The sequence below is a fragment of the Agrococcus sp. ARC_14 genome, from assembly GCF_022436485.1.
Lineage (GTDB): Bacteria > Actinomycetota > Actinomycetes > Actinomycetales > Microbacteriaceae > Agrococcus.
Window position 1 is genome coordinate 363,451 of sequence record NZ_JAKUDO010000002.1, and the last position, 19,819, is coordinate 383,269.

At 70.9% G+C, this 19,819-nt stretch carries 18 protein-coding genes and 1 pseudogene; 12 read left to right on the plus strand and 7 right to left on the minus strand.

Translation table 11 applies throughout. The annotated features are described in order from the left end of the window. The first annotated feature begins 84 nt into the window (after positions 1-84). From MKD51_RS15035 to MKD51_RS15050, 4 genes are all read left to right on the plus strand, one after another. Positions 85-1,371, plus strand: coding sequence for a SufS family cysteine desulfurase (locus MKD51_RS15035; RefSeq protein ID WP_240241292.1), 1,287 nt, complete (start codon positions 85-87; stop codon positions 1,369-1,371). Beyond that, positions 1,371-1,823, plus strand: coding sequence for a Fe-S cluster assembly sulfur transfer protein SufU (gene sufU, locus MKD51_RS15040; protein WP_240241293.1), 453 nt, complete (start codon positions 1,371-1,373; stop codon positions 1,821-1,823). The genes MKD51_RS15035 and sufU overlap by 1 nt, the downstream gene beginning before the upstream one ends. A 66-nt stretch (positions 1,824-1,889) precedes the next feature. Then, positions 1,890-2,870, plus strand: coding sequence for a bile acid:sodium symporter family protein (locus tag MKD51_RS15045; protein ID WP_240241294.1), 981 nt, complete (start codon positions 1,890-1,892; stop codon positions 2,868-2,870). Between the two features lie 148 nt (positions 2,871-3,018). Beyond that, the gene (locus MKD51_RS15050; RefSeq protein WP_240241295.1) at positions 3,019-3,417 is read left to right on the plus strand and encodes a VOC family protein; all 399 of its coding nucleotides are present in this window, start codon (positions 3,019-3,021) and stop codon (positions 3,415-3,417) included. A gap of 66 nt (positions 3,418-3,483) precedes the next feature. Here the strand turns inward: MKD51_RS15050 and MKD51_RS15055 are convergent, their stop codons facing one another. Continuing rightward, positions 3,484-4,449 carry a Bax inhibitor-1/YccA family protein gene (locus MKD51_RS15055; RefSeq protein ID WP_240241296.1) on the minus strand — a complete coding sequence of 322 codons (966 nt, stop codon included), beginning with the start codon at positions 4,447-4,449 and terminating at the stop codon, positions 3,484-3,486. 136 nt (positions 4,450-4,585) lie between these two features. Between MKD51_RS15055 and MKD51_RS15060 the strand changes: the two genes are divergently transcribed. The 3 genes from MKD51_RS15060 (at position 4,586) to MKD51_RS15070 (ending at position 10,630) form a co-directional block, all read left to right on the plus strand. Further along, complete coding sequence (locus tag MKD51_RS15060) at positions 4,586-5,557, plus strand: glycerophosphodiester phosphodiesterase family protein (RefSeq protein WP_240241297.1); 972 nt, start codon at positions 4,586-4,588, stop codon at positions 5,555-5,557. A gap of 130 nt (positions 5,558-5,687) precedes the next feature. Further along, entirely contained in the window at positions 5,688-8,138 is a 2,451-nt protein-coding gene (locus MKD51_RS15065; RefSeq protein WP_240241298.1) for a lamin tail domain-containing protein, read from the plus strand. A gap of 104 nt (positions 8,139-8,242) precedes the next feature. Continuing rightward, positions 8,243-10,630 carry a UvrD-helicase domain-containing protein gene (locus MKD51_RS15070; RefSeq protein WP_240241299.1) on the plus strand — a complete coding sequence of 796 codons (2,388 nt, stop codon included), beginning with the start codon at positions 8,243-8,245 and terminating at the stop codon, positions 10,628-10,630. Positions 10,631-10,803: 173 nt separating this feature from the next. Here the strand turns inward: MKD51_RS15070 and MKD51_RS15075 are convergent, their stop codons facing one another. From MKD51_RS15075 to MKD51_RS15095, 5 genes are all read right to left on the minus strand, one after another. Further along, positions 10,804-10,983, minus strand: a complete 180-nt coding sequence (locus MKD51_RS15075; protein WP_240241300.1) for a DUF3040 domain-containing protein — start codon at positions 10,981-10,983, stop codon at positions 10,804-10,806. A 115-nt stretch (positions 10,984-11,098) separates the two neighbouring features. After that, positions 11,099-11,479: a glyoxalase superfamily protein gene (locus tag MKD51_RS15080; RefSeq protein WP_240241301.1), complete on the minus strand. Its 381-nt coding sequence runs from the start codon at positions 11,477-11,479 to the stop codon at positions 11,099-11,101. Between the two features lie 187 nt (positions 11,480-11,666). After that, positions 11,667-13,337, minus strand: a complete 1,671-nt coding sequence (locus tag MKD51_RS15085) for a tripartite tricarboxylate transporter permease (protein ID WP_240241302.1) — start codon at positions 13,335-13,337, stop codon at positions 11,667-11,669. After that, positions 13,337-13,882, minus strand: a complete 546-nt coding sequence (locus MKD51_RS15090; protein WP_240241303.1) for a tripartite tricarboxylate transporter TctB family protein — start codon at positions 13,880-13,882, stop codon at positions 13,337-13,339. Before MKD51_RS15090 ends, MKD51_RS15085 begins: the two co-directional genes overlap by 1 nt. Continuing rightward, entirely contained in the window at positions 13,879-14,907 is a 1,029-nt protein-coding gene (locus tag MKD51_RS15095; RefSeq protein ID WP_240241341.1) for a tripartite tricarboxylate transporter substrate-binding protein, read from the minus strand. The genes MKD51_RS15090 and MKD51_RS15095 overlap by 4 nt, the downstream gene beginning before the upstream one ends. Positions 14,908-15,215: 308 nt before the next feature. Here MKD51_RS15095 and MKD51_RS15100 point away from each other — a divergent pair. From MKD51_RS15100 to MKD51_RS15120, 5 genes and pseudogenes are all read left to right on the plus strand, one after another. Next, a pseudogene (locus MKD51_RS15100) lies at positions 15,216-15,833 on the plus strand (sensor histidine kinase); the annotation flags it as partial. A 644-nt stretch (positions 15,834-16,477) separates the two neighbouring features. After that, positions 16,478-16,687, plus strand: a complete 210-nt coding sequence (locus tag MKD51_RS16400; protein WP_346986735.1) for an ATP-binding protein — start codon at positions 16,478-16,480, stop codon at positions 16,685-16,687. Beyond that, positions 16,684-17,355, plus strand: coding sequence for a response regulator (locus MKD51_RS15110; RefSeq protein WP_240241305.1), 672 nt, complete (start codon positions 16,684-16,686; stop codon positions 17,353-17,355). Before MKD51_RS16400 ends, MKD51_RS15110 begins: the two co-directional genes overlap by 4 nt. A 40-nt stretch (positions 17,356-17,395) precedes the next feature. Next, positions 17,396-17,905, plus strand: coding sequence for a transporter substrate-binding domain-containing protein (locus MKD51_RS15115; RefSeq protein ID WP_240241306.1), 510 nt, complete (start codon positions 17,396-17,398; stop codon positions 17,903-17,905). Then, on the plus strand, positions 17,902-18,894 hold the full coding sequence (locus MKD51_RS15120) for a cation diffusion facilitator family transporter (protein WP_240241307.1): 993 nt from the start codon (positions 17,902-17,904) through the stop codon (positions 18,892-18,894). The genes MKD51_RS15115 and MKD51_RS15120 overlap by 4 nt, the downstream gene beginning before the upstream one ends. Positions 18,895-18,918: 24 nt before the next feature. Here the strand turns inward: MKD51_RS15120 and MKD51_RS15125 are convergent, their stop codons facing one another. Further along, positions 18,919-19,641 (minus strand): VIT family protein, encoded by a 723-nt coding sequence (locus MKD51_RS15125; protein ID WP_240241308.1) that lies wholly within the window; start codon positions 19,639-19,641, stop codon positions 18,919-18,921. Positions 19,642-19,819 lie beyond the last annotated feature (178 nt).

Sequence of the window (19,819 nt, forward strand, 5' to 3'; positions counted from 1 at the left end):
ACATATGCCGAGGTCGACCTCGCCGTGACGGCGGGTGACAAGCGCGCATATGGGGGTGATCGGGAGGGCTACTACCCTGGATGGGTGACGACCGCGACCCAGACCGCCCTGACCGAGGAGCGCATCCAGCAGCTGCGCGCTGACTTCCCGATCCTGGCCGAACGTCCGGCGGACGTGCCGCTCGTCTATCTCGACTCCGGTGCCACGAGCCAGCAGCCCCGCCAGGTGCTCGAGGCCGAGTGGGCCTTCCGCACGCAGCGCAACGCCGCCGTGCACCGCGGCGCGCACACGCTCGCGGGGCTCGCGACCGACGACTACGAGCAGGCGCGCGTGTCGCTCGCCCGCTTCGTCGGCGCCCGGCCGACCGAGATCTCGTGGGCGATGAACGCCACCGACGCGCTCAACAGCGTCGCGCTCTCGCTCGCCGAGGCCAACCGGGCCGACAGCACCGACCCGAGCCTCAGCATCCGCGAGGGCGACGAGATCCTCATCACCGAGGCCGAGCACCACGCCAACCTGCTGCCCTGGCAGCGCCTCGCCGACGAGACCGGCGCGACGCTGCGCTGGGTGGAGGTCGACGACGACGGCGTGTGGACGGCGGATGCCGCGCTCGCGCTGATCACGGAGCGCACCAGGGTGGTCGCCCTCGCGCACATCTCGAACGTCACGGGGCTCATCGCGCCCGTCGAGCAGATCGTGGCCGCAGCGCATGCCGTCGGCGCGCTCGTGGTGCTCGACGCGTGCCAGTCCGTGCCGCATCGCCCGGTGGACCTCCGTGCGCTGGGCGTCGACGCCGCGGCGTTCTCGAGCCACAAGATGCTCGGCCCCGGCGGCATCGGCGTGCTCTACCTGGCAGAGGCGCTGGGCGAGGCGCTCCCGCCTGCCCGCGTCGGCGGCTCCATGATCACGACCGTCACGATGACCGAGCGGGAGTTCCTGCCCCCGCCGCAGAAGTTCGAGGCAGGCACGCAGCCGGTCGCCTCGATCGTCGGGCTCGCCGCCGCGGTCGACTACCTCGAGGCCGTCGGCATGCTGGCGATCTCGGCGCACGAGCTCGCGCTCGGCGAGCGGCTCGCGGCCGGTGCGGCCTCGATCGACGGCATCCGCCTGGTCGGCCCGCCTCCCGGCGTCGAGCGCGCCGGCATCGCGAGCGTCATCGTCGACGGCGTGCACGCCCACGACGCCGGCCAGGTGCTCGATGCGCAGGGCATCGCCGCGCGGGTCGGGCACCACTGCGCGCAGCCGCTGCACCGCCGCCTCGGCGTGGCCGCGACGACCCGCGCATCCGCCTACCTGTACACGACAGAGGCAGAGGTCGACCACTTCCTCGACGTGCTCTCGGGCGTGCGCGCCTACTTCGGGGCAGCCTGATGGCCGATCCGCTGGCGGGGCTCTACCAGGAGCTCATCCTCGAGCACTCGAAGCGCCGTTCGGGCGAGGGGGAGATCGAGCCCTTCGACGCCGAGCGCTTCCTGCGCAACCCCACGTGCGGCGACGAGATCCGGCTGCGCGTGCGCCTGGACGTCACCGGTGACGAGGCACGCGTGGATGCGCTGGGATGGGTCGGGCAGGGCTGCTCGATCTCGCAGGCCTCGGCGTCGGTGCTCGCGGAGGAGGCGCCGGGGCTCACCGTGGCCGAGGTGCGGGAGCGGATCGAGGCGCTGCGGGAGCTGCTGCGCTCGCGCGGCACGGTGGAGCCCGACGAGCAGCTGCTGGGCGACGCCGTCGCGTTCGCCGGCGTCGCGAAGTTCCCGATGCGGGTGAAGTGCGCGATGCTCGCCTGGGTGGCGCTCGAGGACGCGCTGGCGCAGCTCGACCGCTGAGCGAGCCTGTCCGTTCGGGCATGCGCGATGTGCTTCGCTATCAGACAGCAATGAAAGAGGTCTGACATGTCCAGCACCACACCCGTCGGCGAGCGCATCGGGCGCATCGCAGGCACCTGGTTCCCGCTCGTCGTGCTCATCGCCGGCGCGATCGCGATCGTCATGCCGCAGCTGTTCCTGCCGCTCGGACCATGGATCAACACGCTGCTGGGCATCATCATGCTCGGCATGGGCCTGACGCTGCAGCCGGTCGACTTCAAGGTCATCGCCAAGAAGCCGAAGGCGTTCCTCATCGGCATCGTGGCGCAGTACGTGATCATGCCGCTGACGGCCATCGCCCTGGCGCTCGCCTTCCAGCTGCCGCCCGCGCTGCTCGTCGGCGTCGTGCTCGTCGGCTCCGCGCCCGGCGGCACCTCGTCGAACGTGATGGTCTACCTCGCCAAGGGCGACACGGCACTCTCGGTCGCGATGACCACCGCCTCCACGCTGCTCGCGCCGGTGCTGACGCCGCTGCTGGTGCTGTGGCTCGCGGGCTCGTACCTGCCGGTCGACGCCTGGGGACTGTTCCAGTCGATCATCTTCATCGTGCTGCTGCCGGTGATCGCCGGCGTGGTGCTGCGACTGCTGCTGCCGAAGCTCGTGCAGGCGATCCTGCCCTGGCTGCCGCTCGTCTCCGTCACCGGCATCACGCTCGTCGTGCTGGCCGTGGTCGCGGGCTCGGCCGCGACCATACTGTCGGTGGGGCTGCTCGTGGTGCTCGTGGTCATCCTGCACAACGGCATCGGCTACGGCCTCGGCTTCCTGGCCGCCAAGTCGGTCGGGCTCGACACCTCGGCCCGGCGCGCTGTGGCGATCGAGGTCGGCATGCAGAACTCGGGTCTCGCCGCAGGCCTCGCGCGCACCCACTTCACGCCGGAGGCCGCGCTGCCCGCCGCGATCTTCTCGGTCTGGCACAACGTCTCGGGCGCCCTGCTTGCGTCGTTCTGGTCGCGGCGCCCGCCGAAGGATGCCGCCGCGCACGACGAGTCGGCCGCCGTCATCAGCTGACAGCGCGCGCGACGCAGCAGCAGCGCCCCGTCACCCCGCAGGGGAGGCGGGGCGCTCGTGCTCTGCGGCGAGGGGGAGCGCGGATGCGCGGCCTCGCGGGCGAGGTCGGCCGGGCGTAGCGTTGGCCGCACCGACCGAGGAGGCCGCGATGGCGCTGCGCTGGTATTCGAACGTGATCGAGACGACGGATGTCTCCAGGCTGGCCCGCTGGTGGGCCGAGGTGCTCGACTGGCAGATCGCCTTCGACGCCGATGACGAGGTCGTGCTGATCCCGAAGTGGGCGGCGGAGCTGCAGCCGACGCTGCGCTTCGAGCAGGTGCCGCCAGGGCTCGTGTTCGTGCGCGTCGACCACGAGAAGCAGACGAAGAACCGCATCCACATGGATCTCGCGCCGCACACGAGCGACGATCGCGACGCAGAGATCGCTCGCCTGGAGTCGCTCGGGGCGACGCGCATCGACGTCGGTCAGGGGCCGGATGTCTCGTGGACGGTGCTCGCCGACATCGACGGCAACGAGTTCTGCGTGCTCTCGAGCCGGGAGCAGTAGCGGCGCGGACGGACGAAGGGCCCCGGCAGATGCCAGGGCCCTTCGTCCGTAGGATCGCTCCGCGTCCTAGTTGTTGCCTCGCACGATCGCGATGATGCGGAGGATCTCGACGTAGAGCCAGATGATCGTCATCGTCAGGCCGAAGGCCGCCGACCAGCCGTACTTCTTGTGCACGCCGCGCTTCACGCCCAGCTCGATGCCCTCGAAGTCCATCACGAGCGAGTAGGCGCCGAGCAGCACGGCCAGGCCACCGAGGAGCACGCCCCACGGAATGCCGAAGAGCGGGCTCGGTGCCGAGCGCATGCCGAAGGCGAGGTCGCCCGTCGCGCCGAAGAGCATCATGCCGAAGTTGACCAGGGAGAAGAGCCCGTAGCCGATCAGCACGATGAAGAAGATCTTGTTCATCTTGGGCGAGGTGCGCACGATGCGGAAGGCGTACAGCCCGAGCGTCGCCGCGATCACGCATGCGGTGGCGATCAGCGCCTGGAAGATGATGCCGTCGAGGCCCATGCCGAACTCGAGCAGGCCCGAGAACCCACCGAGGAAGAGGCCCTGTGCGCCGGCGTAGGCGAGCACGAGCGCGGGGCTCGGCTCCTTCTTGAAGATGTTGACGAGCGCCAGCACGAAGCCGACGAGCGCGCCGCCGTAGGTGAGCACGTAGAAGGGCATCGACGTGCCGGTCATGAGCAGCATGCCGAGCGTCACGATGAAGCCGAGCGCCGTCACGCCGAGCGTGAGGCCTGTCTTCATGATCACGCCGTCGTAGGTGAGCCGCTCGGTCTCGACAGGGCCGGCCGCCGGGGCGTTGAACTGCTGGTTCAGCTGCTCGGGGCTGGGGATGCCCTGCTGCTGACCGTAGGGCTGCTGGCCATACTGCTGCGGCTGGCCGTAGGGCTGCTGCCCGTACTGCTGCTGGCCGAAGGGCTGCTGCTGGCCGTAGGGCGCCTGCTGCCCACCGGGGGTGGCCTGCGCAGCGCGCTGCGAGTTCTCGGTGAACGCGGGCGAGTTGCGGAACGCCGGGTTGCCTGCCAAGGGAGTGCTCCTCAAGAGATCGGGTGGCCGCGAAAGCGGACGACGTCAGCGTACCGACTCTGTGCATGGTTTTGCTGTGGATCATTGGCCGTTCGCCCTGCGCGCACACGTCATCCGGCGCCGCTACCCTGACGCCGTGCAGACCACGAGCCTCATCGCCCACCGCGGTGCCTCGGGCTGGGCGCCCGAGCACACCGAGACCGCCATCCGCCTCGCCGCGAGCCTCGGTGCCGACGCCGTCGAGCCCGACCTCGTCGCCAGCCGCGACGGCGTGCTCGTCGTGCGCCACGACAACGAGCTCAGCGAGACGACCGACATCGCCAGCCACCCCGAGCTCGCCGACCGCCGCCGCACCCAGACCATCGACGGGCACGAGCTCACCGGCTGGTTCGTGGAAGACCTCACCTGGAGCGAGCTCGCCACGCTCCGCGCCCGCGAACGACTGCCGCAGCTGCGCCCGCTGAGCGCGCGTCGCGACGGCGCCGAGGGCATCCTGCGCTTCACCGACCTGCTCGCGATCGCCGACGACACCGGGCTCGATGTGGTGGCCGAGCTCAAGCACGCCACCCACCACGCCGCGATCGGCTTCCCGCTCGACGAGATGCTGGCGGATGCCGTGGCCGGCACAGGCTGGACGGCTCCCGGCAGGCTCGTGGTCGAGTCCTTCGAGGAGACTGTGCTGCACGAGGTGCGCGCGCGGGGCGTGGAGGCACGGCTCGTCTACCTGATGGACGAGGACGGGACCGCAGCCGACCTCGTCGGCCGTGAGGACGCATCCGTCACCTACCGCGCACAGCGCACCGACGCGGGTCTGGCCGCGCTCGCGCAGCGCGTCGATGCGATCAGCGTCGCGAAGGGCGCGCTGTTCGAGCGCGCGGGCGGTGTGCTGCGCACGAGCGACCTGGTCGAGCGGGCGCGCGCGGCCGGGCTCGGCACCATCACCTGGACGCTGCGGCCCGAGAACGCCTTCCTCGAGCCGGAGCATCGGCTCGGAGCGGACCAGGCTGCATGGGGCGACTGGCAGCGCGAGTGGCTGCTGATCGCCGAGCTCGGGCTCGAGGGCGTCTTCGTCGACCACCCCGATCTCTGGCACCGCGTCACCACCTGACCCTTCGACACGGTGGGTGCCTGGGATCGCGGACTCGCCATCCGTCGTTCACCTGACGTTTCCCGTCGGGCACCTGCCGGATGCCTGGCGCGCGTTTGCTGAGGGCACCCCTCTCATCGAAGGAACCCCCATGCGCCGACGCAGTACCGCCATGCTTGCCGCCGCCGTCCCAGCGGCACTGGCAGTCTCCCTCCTCACCGCCCCTGCGGCCTTCGCCGCCGACAGCGACATCGTCATCAACGAGGTGCAGTCGAACAGCGCCACCGATGCGCCCGACTTCATCGAGCTGCTCAACACGGGCCTCGACCCGGTCGACCTCTCCGGCTGGGTCGTCAAGGACGACAACGACGAGCGCGATCTGCGCGTGGCCGACGGCACGATGCTCGAGCCCGGCGCGTTCCTCGTGATCGAGCCCGACGCCGGGGCTGATGGCTTCGGCCTCGGCTCGAACGACACGGCCCGCATCTTCGCGGCTGACGGCACGACGCTCATCGACTCCTACGGCTGGACCGATCACGCCTTCACCGAGGGCAGGCTGCCCGACGGCACGGGTGCGTTCGTCGACACCGAGCCGACGCCCGGCGCCGCGAACGTCGAGCGCGAGGTCGTGATCGTGGAGCCGGTCGACTCGACCGTCGCGATCAACGAGGTGCAGTCCGACGACGCGACAGGCGGCCCGGACTGGGTCGAGCTGACGAACTCCGGCGATGTCGCCGTCGACGTGAGCGGCTGGATCCTGCGCGACGACGACGACCTCAGCGCGCTGCCCATCGCGGCAGGGACGGTCATCGAGCCCGGCGCCTTCCTGGTGATCGAGTCGAACGCCACCGACGCCGGCTTCGGTCTCGGCAGCAACGACGAGATCCGCCTCTTCACGGCAGCCGGCACGGGCCTCGTCGACGAGTACGCCTGGACCGACCACGCCGTCACCGAGGGCCGCGTGCCCGACGGCACGGGCGAGTTCGGCGACACCGAGCCCACCCGCGGCGCCGCGAACGTCGCGCGCAGCGTCGACTCGCCCATCGTCATCAACGAGGTCGAGTCGAACGGCGACCCGCGCGGCGACTGGGTCGAGCTGGCCAACACCGACCAGGTGAACACGATCGACCTCTCCGGCTGGACGATCGTCGACGCCGACCCCGAGCACGAGCCGATCGTGCTGCCTGAGGGCACGACCATCGAGTCAGGCGGCTACCGAGCGATCATCACCGACGCCGAGGGCACCTACAACACCGACTTCGGCCTCGGCGGCGGCGACAGCGTGACGCTGCGCGACGCATCCGGCAGCGTCGTCGACCACTTCGCGTGGGAGGCGCACGCGGCCGTCAGCTATGCCCGCTGCGCTGACATGACGGGCGAGTTCGTGGATGCCGCGACGGCGACCTTCGAGCTCGTCAACGACTGCGCAGAGGTCGAGGAGCCCGTCGTGGACGCCGTGGCCTGGCCGTACGGCGACACCGTGGTCGACGCCGTGGCGGTCGACACCTGGGGCGAGGACATGTCCGGGCTCGACTTCGACGCCGACGGCACGCTGTGGGCGATCAACAACGACAACTCCGAGATCTTCGAGCTCGCCGAAGGCGATGACGGCCTCTTCACGATCGTGGAGTCGTGGGTGCCGCACTACGCCGACGGCAGCGGCCAGCCCGACGGCGAGGGCATCTCGGTCGGCGGCGACGGCGCGATCTACGTCGCGACCGAGCGCGACAACACCTTCGGCGGCGTCAGCCGCCCGTCGATCCTGCGCGTCGAGCTCGGCGCCGACGGGGCATCGACCACGACGCACGAGTGGAACGTGACGGATGCGCTGGGCGCGCTGGGCGCGAACCTCGGCATCGAGGCGGTCGAGTGGATCTCGGACGCCGACGCCACCCGCCTGGGCGTCGTGGACGCATCCGGCACCGCCTATCAGCCCGCCGCATACGGCGAGCACTTCGGCGGCGTCTTCGCCTTCGCGATCGAGCAGACCGGCGAGCTGCACCTGGCCGTGCTCGAGGCCGACGGCAGCATCACGATCCTGCAGACCACCACGCCCGGCCCGGCGCTCGAGATCGTCATGGGCCTCGACTGGCAGGCCGGCGGCAACACGCTCTGGGCGCTCTGCGACGAGGCGTGCGAGAACCGGCATTCGGAGCTCGCGTTCGTCGACGGGCTGCTGACGGTGCAGCGCGATGTGCTCGCTCCGTCGACCATGCCGGTCGGCTACACCAACGAGGGCCTTGCCCTGCGCTGGTGCGATGCGGGCACCGAGGGCACGCCGACCGTCGCCTGGATCGCGGACACGCCGCACGAGGGCGTCTCGCTGCGTGTGGCGGCCGGCACCTGCGAGGCGGTCGTGCCGCCGACGGAGCCTGGCGACGGTGATGGCACCGACGACGGCGGCACCGATGACGGCGGCACGGATGACGGTGGCACGGATGACGGCGGTGTCGGTGGCGGAGCCGACGACGGCGGCCAGGCTGCCGGCGAGCTGCCGCGCACCGGCGCCGATGGTCCGATGACGATCGCCCTGCTGGCGATGCTGCTGGCGCTCGCGGGCGCTGGCCTGCTGGTGGCGAGGCGGCGCCCGCTGGTCGAGTAGGCCGCGCAGCGGCCGTATCGAGACCTGGCAAGGGCGTCTCGATACGGCCCTCCGGGCCTGCTCGACGAGCAGGACCGTGGGCGGCGCCGCGTAGAATTGAACGAATGAGCGACTTGTGGGGGCTGGGCGACGACGGCTTCGGTGACGTGCAGCGACCCGGACCGACAGGCCCCCGCGGCGACGGCATCCCCGAGCACCTGCTCGCCGGCCTCAACCCGCCGCAGCGCGAGGCGGTCGAGCACCGCGGTCCCGCGCTGCTGATCGTCGCAGGCGCAGGCTCCGGCAAGACGCGCGTGCTCACGCACCGCATCGCCGGCCTGCTCGCCACCCGCGAGGCGTGGCCGAGCCAGATCCTCGCGATCACCTTCACGAACAAGGCCGCCGCCGAGATGCGAGAGCGCGTCGAGCAGCTCGTCGGCGAGGAATCGCGCGGCATGTGGATCAGGACGTTCCACTCGGCCTGCGTGCGCATCCTGCGGCGCGAGGCCGAGGAGTTCGGCTTCAAGCAGACGTTCACCATCTATGACTCCGGCGACGTGCGCGCGCTCATCAAGCGGCTCATCAAGCAGCGCGGCGCCGACATCCAGGGGCTCACGCCCGGCGGCGTCGCGGGCCGCATCTCGAAGGCGAAGAACGAGCTGCACGACGTCGATTCCTGGGCGCGCACCGCCAGCCTGGAGGACCCACTCGACGCGGCCTTCCTCGAGCTGTGGCGCGCCTACGACGCCGAGCTGCGGCGCGCGAACGCCTTCGACTTCGACGACCTCATCTCGCAGACGGTCTTCCTACTGCGTGCGTTCCCACGCGTCGCCGCGCAGTACCGCAAGCGCTTCCGGCACATCCTGGTCGACGAGTATCAGGACACCAACGCCGCGCAGTACGCGCTCATCCGCGAGCTCACGCAGCCCGTCACGCGCGCCGAGCTGCCTGAGCTCCGCAGCGACCTGCCGGGCGCATCCCTCACGGTCGTGGGCGACTCCGACCAGTCGATCTACGCCTTCCGCGGTGCCGACATCCGCAACATCACCGACTTCGAGCGCGACTTCGCCGGCGCCCGCGTGCTCATGCTCGAGCAGAACTACCGCTCGACGCAGAACATCCTCTCTGCCGCCAACGCCGTGATCGGCAACAACTTCGACCGGCGCGCGAAGAACCTCTGGACGGATTCCGGCGACGGCGCGATGATCGTCGGCTTCACCGGCTACTCGGGGCATGACGAGGCGCAGTTCGTCGCCGACGAGATCGTCGAGCTCACCTCGGGCGGCGACATGTCCTACAGCGACGTCGCCGTCTTCTACCGCACGAACGCCCAGACGCGGGCGCTCGAAGAGGTGCTGATCCGCAGCGCCATCCCCTACCGCGTGATCGGCGGCACGAAGTTCTACGAGCGTGCCGAGATCAAGGACGCCATGAGCTACCTGATCACGGTGGCCAACCCCGACGACGCCCTGAGCCTGCGCCGCATCATGAACGTGCCCAAGCGCGGCATCGGTCCCGCCACCGAGGCGGCGCTGCAGGCCTTCGCCGACGAGCAGCAGATGACGCTGCGGGATGCGATGCGTCGCGTCGACGAGCTCGCGCTCGGCCCGAAGGTGGCCGCGGCCATCAAGGATCTCGCTGCGCTGCTCGACGAGTGGAGCGCGCGTCCGGAGGCGGACCCGGGCGAGATCCTGCGCGAGCTCATGAGCCGCTCCGGCTACACCGACCAGCTGCGGCGCTCGCTCGACCCGCAGGATGCCGCACGGCTCGAGAACGTCGAGGAGCTCGTGGCGGTGACGCGCGAGTTCCGGCGTCAGAACCCGGGCGCCAACCTGATCGACTTCCTCACCGAGACCTCGCTCGTCGCCGCGGCCGACGAGCTCGACGACTCGGGCGGCCAGGTCTCGCTCATGACGCTGCACACGGCGAAGGGCCTCGAGTTCGAGGCGGTGTTCATCACCGGCATCGAGGAGAACCTGCTGCCGCACCGCATGGCGGCCAACGAGCCGGGCGGGCTGGCCGAGGAGCGGCGGCTGTTCTACGTCGGGATCACGCGTGCCAGGAAGCGCCTGCACCTCTCGCTCGCGATGTCGCGCGCGCAGTTCGGCCAGGTCGAGAACGCAGTGCCGAGCCGCTACCTGGAGGAGATCCCCGCCGGGCTGATCGACTGGCGCACACCGCCGTCGACGATGCGCCCGTCGACGCAGCAGGCGCTCGGCGGCCGCTGGAGCGACGGCCCGCGGGAGTCGTTCGTCACCGGCTTCCGCGACACCCCCAAGGCGCTGCCGAAGGGGCCGAAGCGCGAGTTCGCGAACACGATCACCGAGGTGCGCGACAACTCGGGCCTCGTGCTCGAGCCCGGTGACCGCATCCGCCACAAGGACTTCGGCGAGGGCAGGGTGCAGACGATCACGGGCGTCGACAAGAAGCGCGTCGCCGAGGTGCTCTTCGAGAGCGCGGGCCGCAAGCGGCTGCTGATCAAGATCGCGCCGATCGAGAAGCTGAGCCCGTAGCGCGCCATGTGCGAAGCGCGTTGCGCGCGGAGGGCTCAAGGCTGCGCGCTGGAGCTGAAGCGTCGACCCTTTCGGGTCGACGCCGCGACGCCAGCGCCGAGGCCCGTCCTGGGCTGAGGTCGAGCGCGCGGCGCAGCCGCACGCGTCGCGAAGCCATGTGACCTGAAGGCGGCTTACAGTCCCTGCGTCACCAGCAGCACCATCGCGAGCAGCGTGACCGCGCCGACCAGCCAGATGAACGGCTGCATGCGGCGGCGCATCGTGCGCGGGGGCTTGCCGTCGTCGTAGCGCTCGAAGTCGGGATCGAGCTCTGGCGGGATCCGGTCGTGCTCGCGCTGCTCGTGCTCCTGCATGGGTTCAGCCTGGCAGATCGGGCGTCATCTCGATACGGCCTGCGGCCTACTCGATGACCGGTGGGGTGGCCTGCGGCCTACTCGATGACCGGAGGAGGAGGAGAGGGAGGAGAGGTCAGGCCTGCGCACCGTAGTCGGGCAGCTGCTGCAGCGTCCAGCGGTTGCCATCCGGATCGGCGAAGCTGACGAAGCGCCCCCAGGCCAGGTCGTCGACCTCGCTCGCGTCGACGCCGGCTGCCACCAGCTGGGCGCGCGCTGCATCTGCATCCTCGACGACGACCTGTACGTTGCGCATGCTGCCCGGCGCATCCTCCGCGATTCCCTCGCCGAAGGCGATCGAGCATGCAGAGCCGGGCGGCGTGACCTGCACGAAGCGCAGCCCGGGCTGCACCGTCTGGTCGTGGTCGACGTTCCAGCCGAGCTGGTCGCCGTAGAACGCCTTCGCCCTGTCGGTGTCGCTCACCGGCACGAAGATCAGCTCGATGCGAAAGTCCACTGGGTTCTCCGATCGTCAGTCGCGGTCGCCGTCGGCCGCGTCGAGCACGACGCTACGCCGGGCCACCCACGCGCACCAGCGCATCGGTCGCCCACGCGCACCAGGTGCACCGGCCGCCCACCGCTGGCACGGACGACGGATGCCGCCCCGGGTCATCCGGGACGGCATCCGTCGTGTGGTGCTGCGGTCAGTCGCCGCCGATCTCAGGACCCTCTGGATGGTTGGGCCCATCGCGGCGGATCTTCGGCAGCGCCGTCGTCGACAGCCGTCCGCGGTCGAGCTCGGGATGCGGCTCGTGCAGCTCGATGTCCTCGTCGAGCGCCGCGATCGTGGTCGTCTCGACCGTCGGCAGCGAGGCCTCATAGCGCGCGCGGCGGCGCTTGAGCCACAGGGCGAGCACGACGATGAGCGCCATCGCCACGTAGGCGATGACCGCGAACGGGCTCTGCACGAGGTAGGCGGGGTCGCCCTGGCCGATCTGCATCGCCGTGCGCAGCTCCTCCTCGGCCATCGGGCCGAGGATCGCGCCGATCACGAGCGGTGCGATCGGGAACCCGAGCCGCCGCATGAAGAAGCCCACGACGCCCAGCACCAGCAGTACGGCGATGTCGAAGACCGTGAAGTTCGTGGCGTAGGCGCCGAGTCCCGCGAAGACCAGGATGCCGGCGTAGAGGTAGGGCCGGGGGATCTGCAGCAGCTTCACCCAGATGCCCACGAGCGGCAGGTTGAGCACCAGCAGCAGCACGTTGCCGATGTAGAGGCTCGCGATGAGCGCCCACACGAGCTCCGGCTGCGACTCGAACAGGCGCGGGCCGGGCTGCAGGCCGTAGCTCTGGAACGCGTAGAGCATGATCGCCGCGGTCGCGGTGGTCGGGATGCCGAGCGTCAGCAGCGGCACGAGCACGCCCGCGGCCGCCGCGTTGTTCGCCGACTCGGGCCCCGCGACGCCCTCGATCGCTCCCTTGCCGAACTGCTTGCGGTACTCCGGCTTCGCCAGGCTGCGCTCTGTCGCATAGGAGAGGAAGGTCGCGACGTCGGCGCCACCGGCCGGGATCGAGCCGATCGGGAAGCCGATGAATGCGCCGCGCAGCCACGGCTTCCACGAGCGCGCCCAGTCGGAGCGGCGCATCCAGGTGCGCCAGCCGCGGGTGATCGGGATGATCGGCAGCTCGCCGCCTCGCAGTCGCGAGCCCACGTAGAGCGCCTCACCGAGCGCGAAGAGCCCGACGGCGACCAGCACGACGTCGATGCCGTCGCCGAGCTGCGGGATGCCGAGCGTGAAGCGCGACTGGCCGGTCAGCGTGTCGACGCCGATGAGGCCGACGAACAGGCCGAGCGCGAGCGAGACCATGCCGCGCCACATGCTGTTGCCGAGCAGGGCGCCGACGGTGAGGAAGGCGATCACCATCAGGGCGAAGTAGTCGGCCGGGCCGAGGCTGACCGCGAAGCGCGCCACCGTCGGCGCCAGCAGCGTGAGCAGCACCGTGGCGATCGTGCCCGCGATGAAGGAGCCGATGGCGGCGGTGGCGAGGGCGGCGGCGCCGCGGCCGGCGCGCGCCATCTTGTTGCCCTCGAGCGCCGTCACGATCGACGCAGACTCACCCGGGGTGTTCAGCAGGATGGAGGTGGTGGACCCGCCGTACATGCCGCCGTAGTAGATGCCCGCGAAGACGATGAACGCCGCGGTCGGTTCGAGCACGGCGGTGATGGGCAGCAGCAGGGCGACCGTCATGGCGGGGCCGATGCCCGGCAGCACGCCGACGGCCGTGCCCAGCAGCACGCCGAGCAGCGCGTAGAGCAGGTAGACGGGCTGGATCGCCGTGGCGAAGCCGTCGAGCAGCAGGGACCAGGTGTCCATCAGAGGCCGATCCAGGAGGTCAGGGTGCCCGTCACGGGCAGCGATAGCCCGAGCAGGGTGCCGAAGATGAGCTGCGTCACGACACCCATGGCGAGCCCGATCAGCACGGCCGCCCACCAGCGCTTCGCGCCCAGGGCGATGGATGCGCCGGTGAACAGGATGGTGACGCCGAGCGGCCAGCCGAGGTGCGGGATCGTCAGCATGAGCGAGAGGAAGCTCAGCAGCACGATGCCGGTCACGCCCCACGAGGTGCCGTGCTCGGTGTCGATGTCCTCGCCCTCCTCCGCCTCGCCGAAGCGGCCGCGCAGCTGTGCGACGAGGACGACGATGGCGCTGACGAGCATGAGGCCGCCGACGGCGTAGGGCACGACGCGCGCCCCGAGCGTGTTGGTGGAGCCGGGAGGCTCGCGGATGGTGGTGGTCGCGATGAGCACGGCGATCGAGAGCACGATGATGAGGCCGACGAAGGCCATCGCCTCGATGCGCGCGGCACGCGACGCCGCCGGCGCACCCGAGGGTGCGCCGGCGGTCGTCGTGGCGGTCATTCGATCAGGCCGATCGTGCGCAGGGTCTCCTGCGTCAGCGTGATGTCCTCCGTCAGGAACGCGTCGAAGTCGTCACCGGCGAGGAACGCATCCGTCCATCCGCGCTGCTCGAGCGCGTCGGCCCAGACGGTGCTGTCGTGCAGCTGCGTCACGAGGTCGATCAGCGCCGCGCGCTCCTCGTCGGAGATGCCGCCAGGGGCGATGACGCCGCGCCAGTTCGTGATGGTGACGTCGATGCCCTCATCCTGGATCGTCGGCACGTCCGGCAGCATCTCTGCGGGCTCGGCGCTCGAGACCGCGAGCGCCCGCAGGTCGCCGGAGAGCACCGACTCCGAGAACTCTCCGACGCCGGAGATCCCGGCCTGCACGGTGTTGCCGAGCAGCATGGTGAGCGCCTCGCCGCCGCCGGAGTTGGCGACGTAGTTGAGCGTGCCGGGCACCTCTTCGGGCGCGACGCCCGCCTCGGTGAGCAGCAGCCCCGCGAGGATGTGGTCGATGCCGCCGGCCGAGCCGCCGGTGACGGCGACGCCCTGACCCTCGGCGACGATCGCGTCGACCAGATCCTGCAGGGACTCGTAGGGAGAGTCGGCAGGCACGACGATGACGAGCGGCTCCTCGGTGAGCTGCGCGATCGGCGTCATGTCCTCGATGCGCGTGTCGGATGCGTTCGTCTCGACCGCGCCGACCATCACGGAGCCCGTGACCATGAGCGTGTTGGGGTCGGTCTCGGTCGCCAGGTTCGCGAGGCCGACGGTGCCGCCGGCGCCGCCGATGTTCGACGCGGGTGCGGAGCCGACGATGCCGTCCTCGGTGAGCACGCGCGAGATCTCGCGGGCGGTCTGGTCCCAGCCGCCGCCAGGATCGGCGGGGGCGATGACGTTGACGGCGCTGATCGCGCCGGGCGCCTCGCCGTCAGCGGGCGTGCCGCCGGATGAGCAGGCGGCGAGCGCGAGTGCCGCTGCACCCGCCAGGCCGATTCGGAACATGGACTGCGTGCGCGTGTTGCGCGCGGTGTTCGGGTGCATGGATCGCACGTCTCCTCCTTGAGCGCCCGGCGCCATGCCGGGTCACGATCTTCGCCGAACCTAGCCCGGCTCGGATGGGCGGCCGGCGTTGTGGTCGAAAGGTGCGTTTCGGTCGTTTCGGTCAGGCTTCGAGCGGCCTTCGAGCGGCCTCCGGGCGGCCTAGCATGGGGCTCGTGGGACGAGCGATGACGCTGCGCACGCAGCTGGTGCTGCTGCAGAGCGCCATCATGCTCGTCGTCATCCTCGGCACCGGGGCCGCCGCCGCCGTCATCCAGGAGCGCGTGCTGCGCAGCGCCTACGTCGACCGGATGGTCGGCACCGCCGAATCGGTCGCGCAGCTCCCCTCCGTCATCGACGCCTACGACGATCCGGATCCCTCCCGCGTCATCCAGCCGATCGCCGAGACCATCCGCATCGCCTCCGGCATGACCTACGTCGTCGTCACCGACCGCGACGGCATCCGCTTCTCGCATCCAAATCCCGACAACATCGGCGAGCGCGTCTCGACCGACCCCACCACCGCCGAGACCGGCGTGCGCTTCGTCGGCACGCAGGAGGGCACGCTCGGCGTCTCCTGGCGGGCGAAGGTGCCCGTCTACGACGTCGACGGCTCACTGCTCGGACAGGTCTCGGTCGGCATCCTCGAATCCGAGGTGCGCGCCGACTGGCTCGACGACATCTGGGTGCTCGGGGTGTGCCTCGCGGCCGCGGCCGTGCTCGGCGTCGTGCTCGCGACCTGGGCCGCGGCGCTCGTGCGACGGCGCATCCACGGCGTCGAGCCCGACGAGATCAAGGCGATGCTCGAGACCCGCAACGCCACGCTGCACGGCATCGGCGAGGGGCTCGTCGTGCTCGACGAGCACGGCACGATCGCGCTCTGCAACGACGCGGCGCTGCGGCTGCTCGGGCGCGAGGGTGACGACCTCGCCGGCGTGCCGGTCTCCGAGGTGGCAGAGGCGCAGCTGCAGCCGCTGCTGGCCGACGCCGGTGAGCAGCAGCTCGTGCTCGTCGGTGAGCGCGTGCTCGTGGCGCGGGCCGACACGGTGATCGTCGACGGCCGCGCGGTGGGCACCGTGCTCATCCTGCGCGACCGCACCGAGCTCGACGCCGCCCTGCGCGACCTGGCTGGCGCGCAGGGGATGACCGAGACCTTGCGCGCGCAGCAGCACGAGTTCGCCAACACGCTGCACACGCTCGGCGGCCTGCTCGAGCTGGGCGAGACGGATGCGGCGATGGGCGTCATCGAGCGCGCGGGCGCCGGCGGCGCGCTCGACCCGCTCGAGCCCGAGTCGGGCATCCTCGAGCTCGAGGTCGCCGCGCTCATGATGGCCAAGCGCGCGCAGGCGCGCGAGCACGGGGTCGAGCTGGTGGCGACGGATGCGGCGCTGCAGCCCGCCCCGTCGGCGGCGGTCGCGGGCGATTGGCTGACGGTGCTGGGCAACCTGGTCGACAATGCGCTCGACGCCTCGACCGGTGGACGCGTGGAGGTGGCGCTCGCGGACGAGACGACGGATGCGGGACGCGTCGTGACGATCACGGTGGACGACGAGGGGAGGGGGTCGCGCCCGAGATGCGCGAGTCGATCTTCGACGTCGAAGTCTCGACCAAGCAGCGCCCCGGCAGCCATTCGCGCGGCTACGGACTCACCCTGGTGCGCCGAGTCGCCCAGCGACTCGGCGGCAGCGCGATCGTCGAGGCGTCGCCGCTGGGCGGTGCGCGCTTCATCGCGACGCTGCCCGTGGTCGAGAGCACCGTCGCGGTCGACGAGGTGCGCGCATGAGGCTGCTGCGCGTGCTGATCGTCGAGGACGACAAGGCGGTCGCGCTCGTCACGCGTGGCTTCGTGGAGCGCCACGGCGCCTTCGCCGTCGTCGGCGAGGCCGGCACCGGTCGCGACGCGCTCGAGGCGATCGAAGCCGTGCGCCCCGACCTCGTCCTCCTCGACGTGCACCTTCCCGACGCATCCGGCATCGAGGTGCTGCGCGTCGCCAGGGCGCGCGGCTTCGCCGGCGAGGTCGTCGCTGTGACCGCCGCCCGCGACCTCGAGACCGTGCGCGCCGCGCGGGCGTTCGGCGTGCGCCACTACCTGGTGAAGCCGTTCGGTCTCGAGGCGATGCGCGAACGGCTGGAGGCCATCCGGGCTGAGCTCGCACAGGCGGAGACGCTCTCGACCCACCCGCTCGACCAGCGCGCCGTCGACGCGATGCTGCAGCCCAGCGAGCGGCAGAAGCAGCCGGTGGCTGGCTCGCAGCTCACGCTCGATCGAGTGGCGGCGCTGCTCGCGGGCGTCGAGGGCTCCGTCAGCGCCACGGAGGTCGCGGAGCAGCTGGGGATGGCACGCGTGAGCGCCCGCAGATACCTCGAGAGGCTCGTGATCGAGGGCCGGGCGGCGGTGGCGCCGCGCTACGGCGGCACCGGCAGGCCGGAGCTGCGCTACAGCGTGCGCTGAGTGCATCGCGGCTGGGGGACACCGGCGCTATCCTGCGGGCATGCGAGCACGTTGGATGCGCCGCCCCGGGATGCGCCGCCCCGTTGCCGTCGCGCTCGCTGCGGGACTCACCGCAGTGCTTGCCGGCTGCGGCATCACGATCCCGTCCGACGTGGAGGGCACGCTCGACGACGTGACCGGGGGCGTGCTGCAGGTGGGCATCACGCCCAACCCGCCGCACGTCGACACCAGCGGCGAGCAGCCCGCCGGCACCGAGGTGGCGCTCGTGGGCTCCTTCGCCGGCTCGATCGGAGCGAGCGTCGAGTGGACGGAGGGCAGCGAGCAGTCGCTCGTGCAGCTGCTCGAGATCGGCGAGCTCGACCTGGTGATCGGCGGCCTCACCGAGCAGACGCCCTGGAGCGACCGTGTGGCGCTCACCCGCTCCTACGCCGAGGCCGAGCAGCAGGACGGCTCGACCAGCGGCCTCGTCATGCTCGCGCCGATGGGCGAGAACGCGTTCCTCTCGGCGCTCGAACGGCACCTCGACGCCGAGACGGAGGGCGAGCCGTGAGCCGCATCGGCGGGCGCGAGCTGCCCGAGGAGCAGGCGCGAGCGATGCGCAAGGCGCGCACGCTGGAGTGGGCGGTGCTCGCCTACACCGCCTGCACGATCACGGTCGTCGCCCTGGTGATGGGCAACTCCCAGGCCATGCGCACGGCCTGGGTGGAGGACATCCTCTCGACGATCCCGCAGATCGCGTTCCTCGTCGCGCTGCCGTTCGTGCGTCGCGCCGCGACCGCGAAGCATCCATACGGCTACCACCGGGCGATGGGCGTCGGCCACCTCGTCGCGGGCGTCGCGCTGCTCGCCGTCGGCGCCAACCTCTGCTTCGAGGCGATCAGCGGCCTCGTGAAGCAGGAGCATCCGCCGATCGGCACCATGCAGCTCTTCGGCGTCACCGTGTGGCAGGGCTGGGTGATGGTGTCCGTGATGGCACTGATCGTGATCGGCCCGCTCATCTACGGCCGCATGAAGATGCGGCTCGCGAAGCAGCTCAACAACAAGCTGCTCTACGCCGACGCCGACATGGCGCAGGCCGACTGGACGACGAACGTCGGCTCGATCATCGGAGTGCTCGGCATCGGCATGGGCATCTGGTGGCTCGACGGCGCCGCAGCCCTCTTCATCTCCCTCAGCATCCTGTGGGACGGCGTCAAGAACACCCGCGCATCCGTGCTCGACCTCATGGACATGCGCGCCACCACCTTTGATCAGTCGGAGCCCGACCCGGTGCACGGTCGCATCGACGTGCTGCTGCGGCGGCGTCGCTGGGTGCGCGAGGCGGCCAGCAGGATCCGCGACGAGGGCCAGGTGCTGCACGTCGAGGCCTTCGTGGTGCCCAGGCGCGGCACGGTGAAGGTGGCGGATGTCGACCGTGCGGTCGCCGACATCATGGCGCTCGACTGGCGGGTGCAGGACGTCTCGGTCTCGGTGGTCGGCGAGCTCGATCTGCCGGAGGAGCAGGAGCAGGAGCGCGAGCGGGCAGGTCGCGGAGGCTGACGGGCCGGCGCGGTCGACACTCGGCTAGTGCACCGGGCTGCCGAAGAGCGAGCCGATCAGCCAGGTCGCTGCCAGCGCGACGATGCCGCCCAGCAGCACGCGCAGCATCGCGGCGCGCTTGCTCGAGGCGCCGATGCGGGCGGAGACGATGCCGGTCACCAGCAGCGCGAGCACCGTCGCGACGATGATCGGCCAGGGCATCCAGGCGGCGGGGGAGAGCAGCGCCGCGAGCAACGGCACGAGCGAGCCGAGCGTGAACGCGAGCGCGGAGGCGGCGGCGGCCGACCACGGGTTGTTGAGATCCTCGGGGTCGAGCTTGTACTCGACGTCGAGGTGCGCGCGCAGCGGATCGGCATCGGTCAGCTCGACCGCCACCTGGTGCGCGGTCGCGGGCTTGAGGCCGCGCAGCTCATACATGTGCGCGAGCTGATCGACCTGTGCTTCTGGCTGTGCCTCCAGGAACAGCTGCTCGCGGCGGATGGCGGCGCGCTCGCTGTCGCGCTGCGACGAGACCGAGACGTACTCGCCGACGCCCATCGAGAACGCGCCGGCGACGAGCGCCGCGAGCCCCGCCGTGAGGACGCCGCCGACGGAGGTGCCCGCGCCCGCGACGCCGACCATGAGCGCCGACGTCGAGACGATGCCGTCGTTCGCGCCGAGCACGCCGGCGCGCAGCCAGTTGAGCTTCGAGGTCATCGACTCGACCGGCGGTGGCAGGTCGGGCCGACGCTGCAGTGCGGGATCCATGTGTCCTCCTGTGCAACCATCGTCCGGGGTCGGTGCGAGCGCCGCAAGCAAGGCGAGGCTCGTACGAAAGCCGCAAGAAAGCCGAATCTTCGGGGTTCGGAGCACCGAAAGCGCGCAGGAGCGCCCCCTTGGCGGGGCTAGGCTTGTCGCGGCGAATCCCCCCAAAACACACGGATTG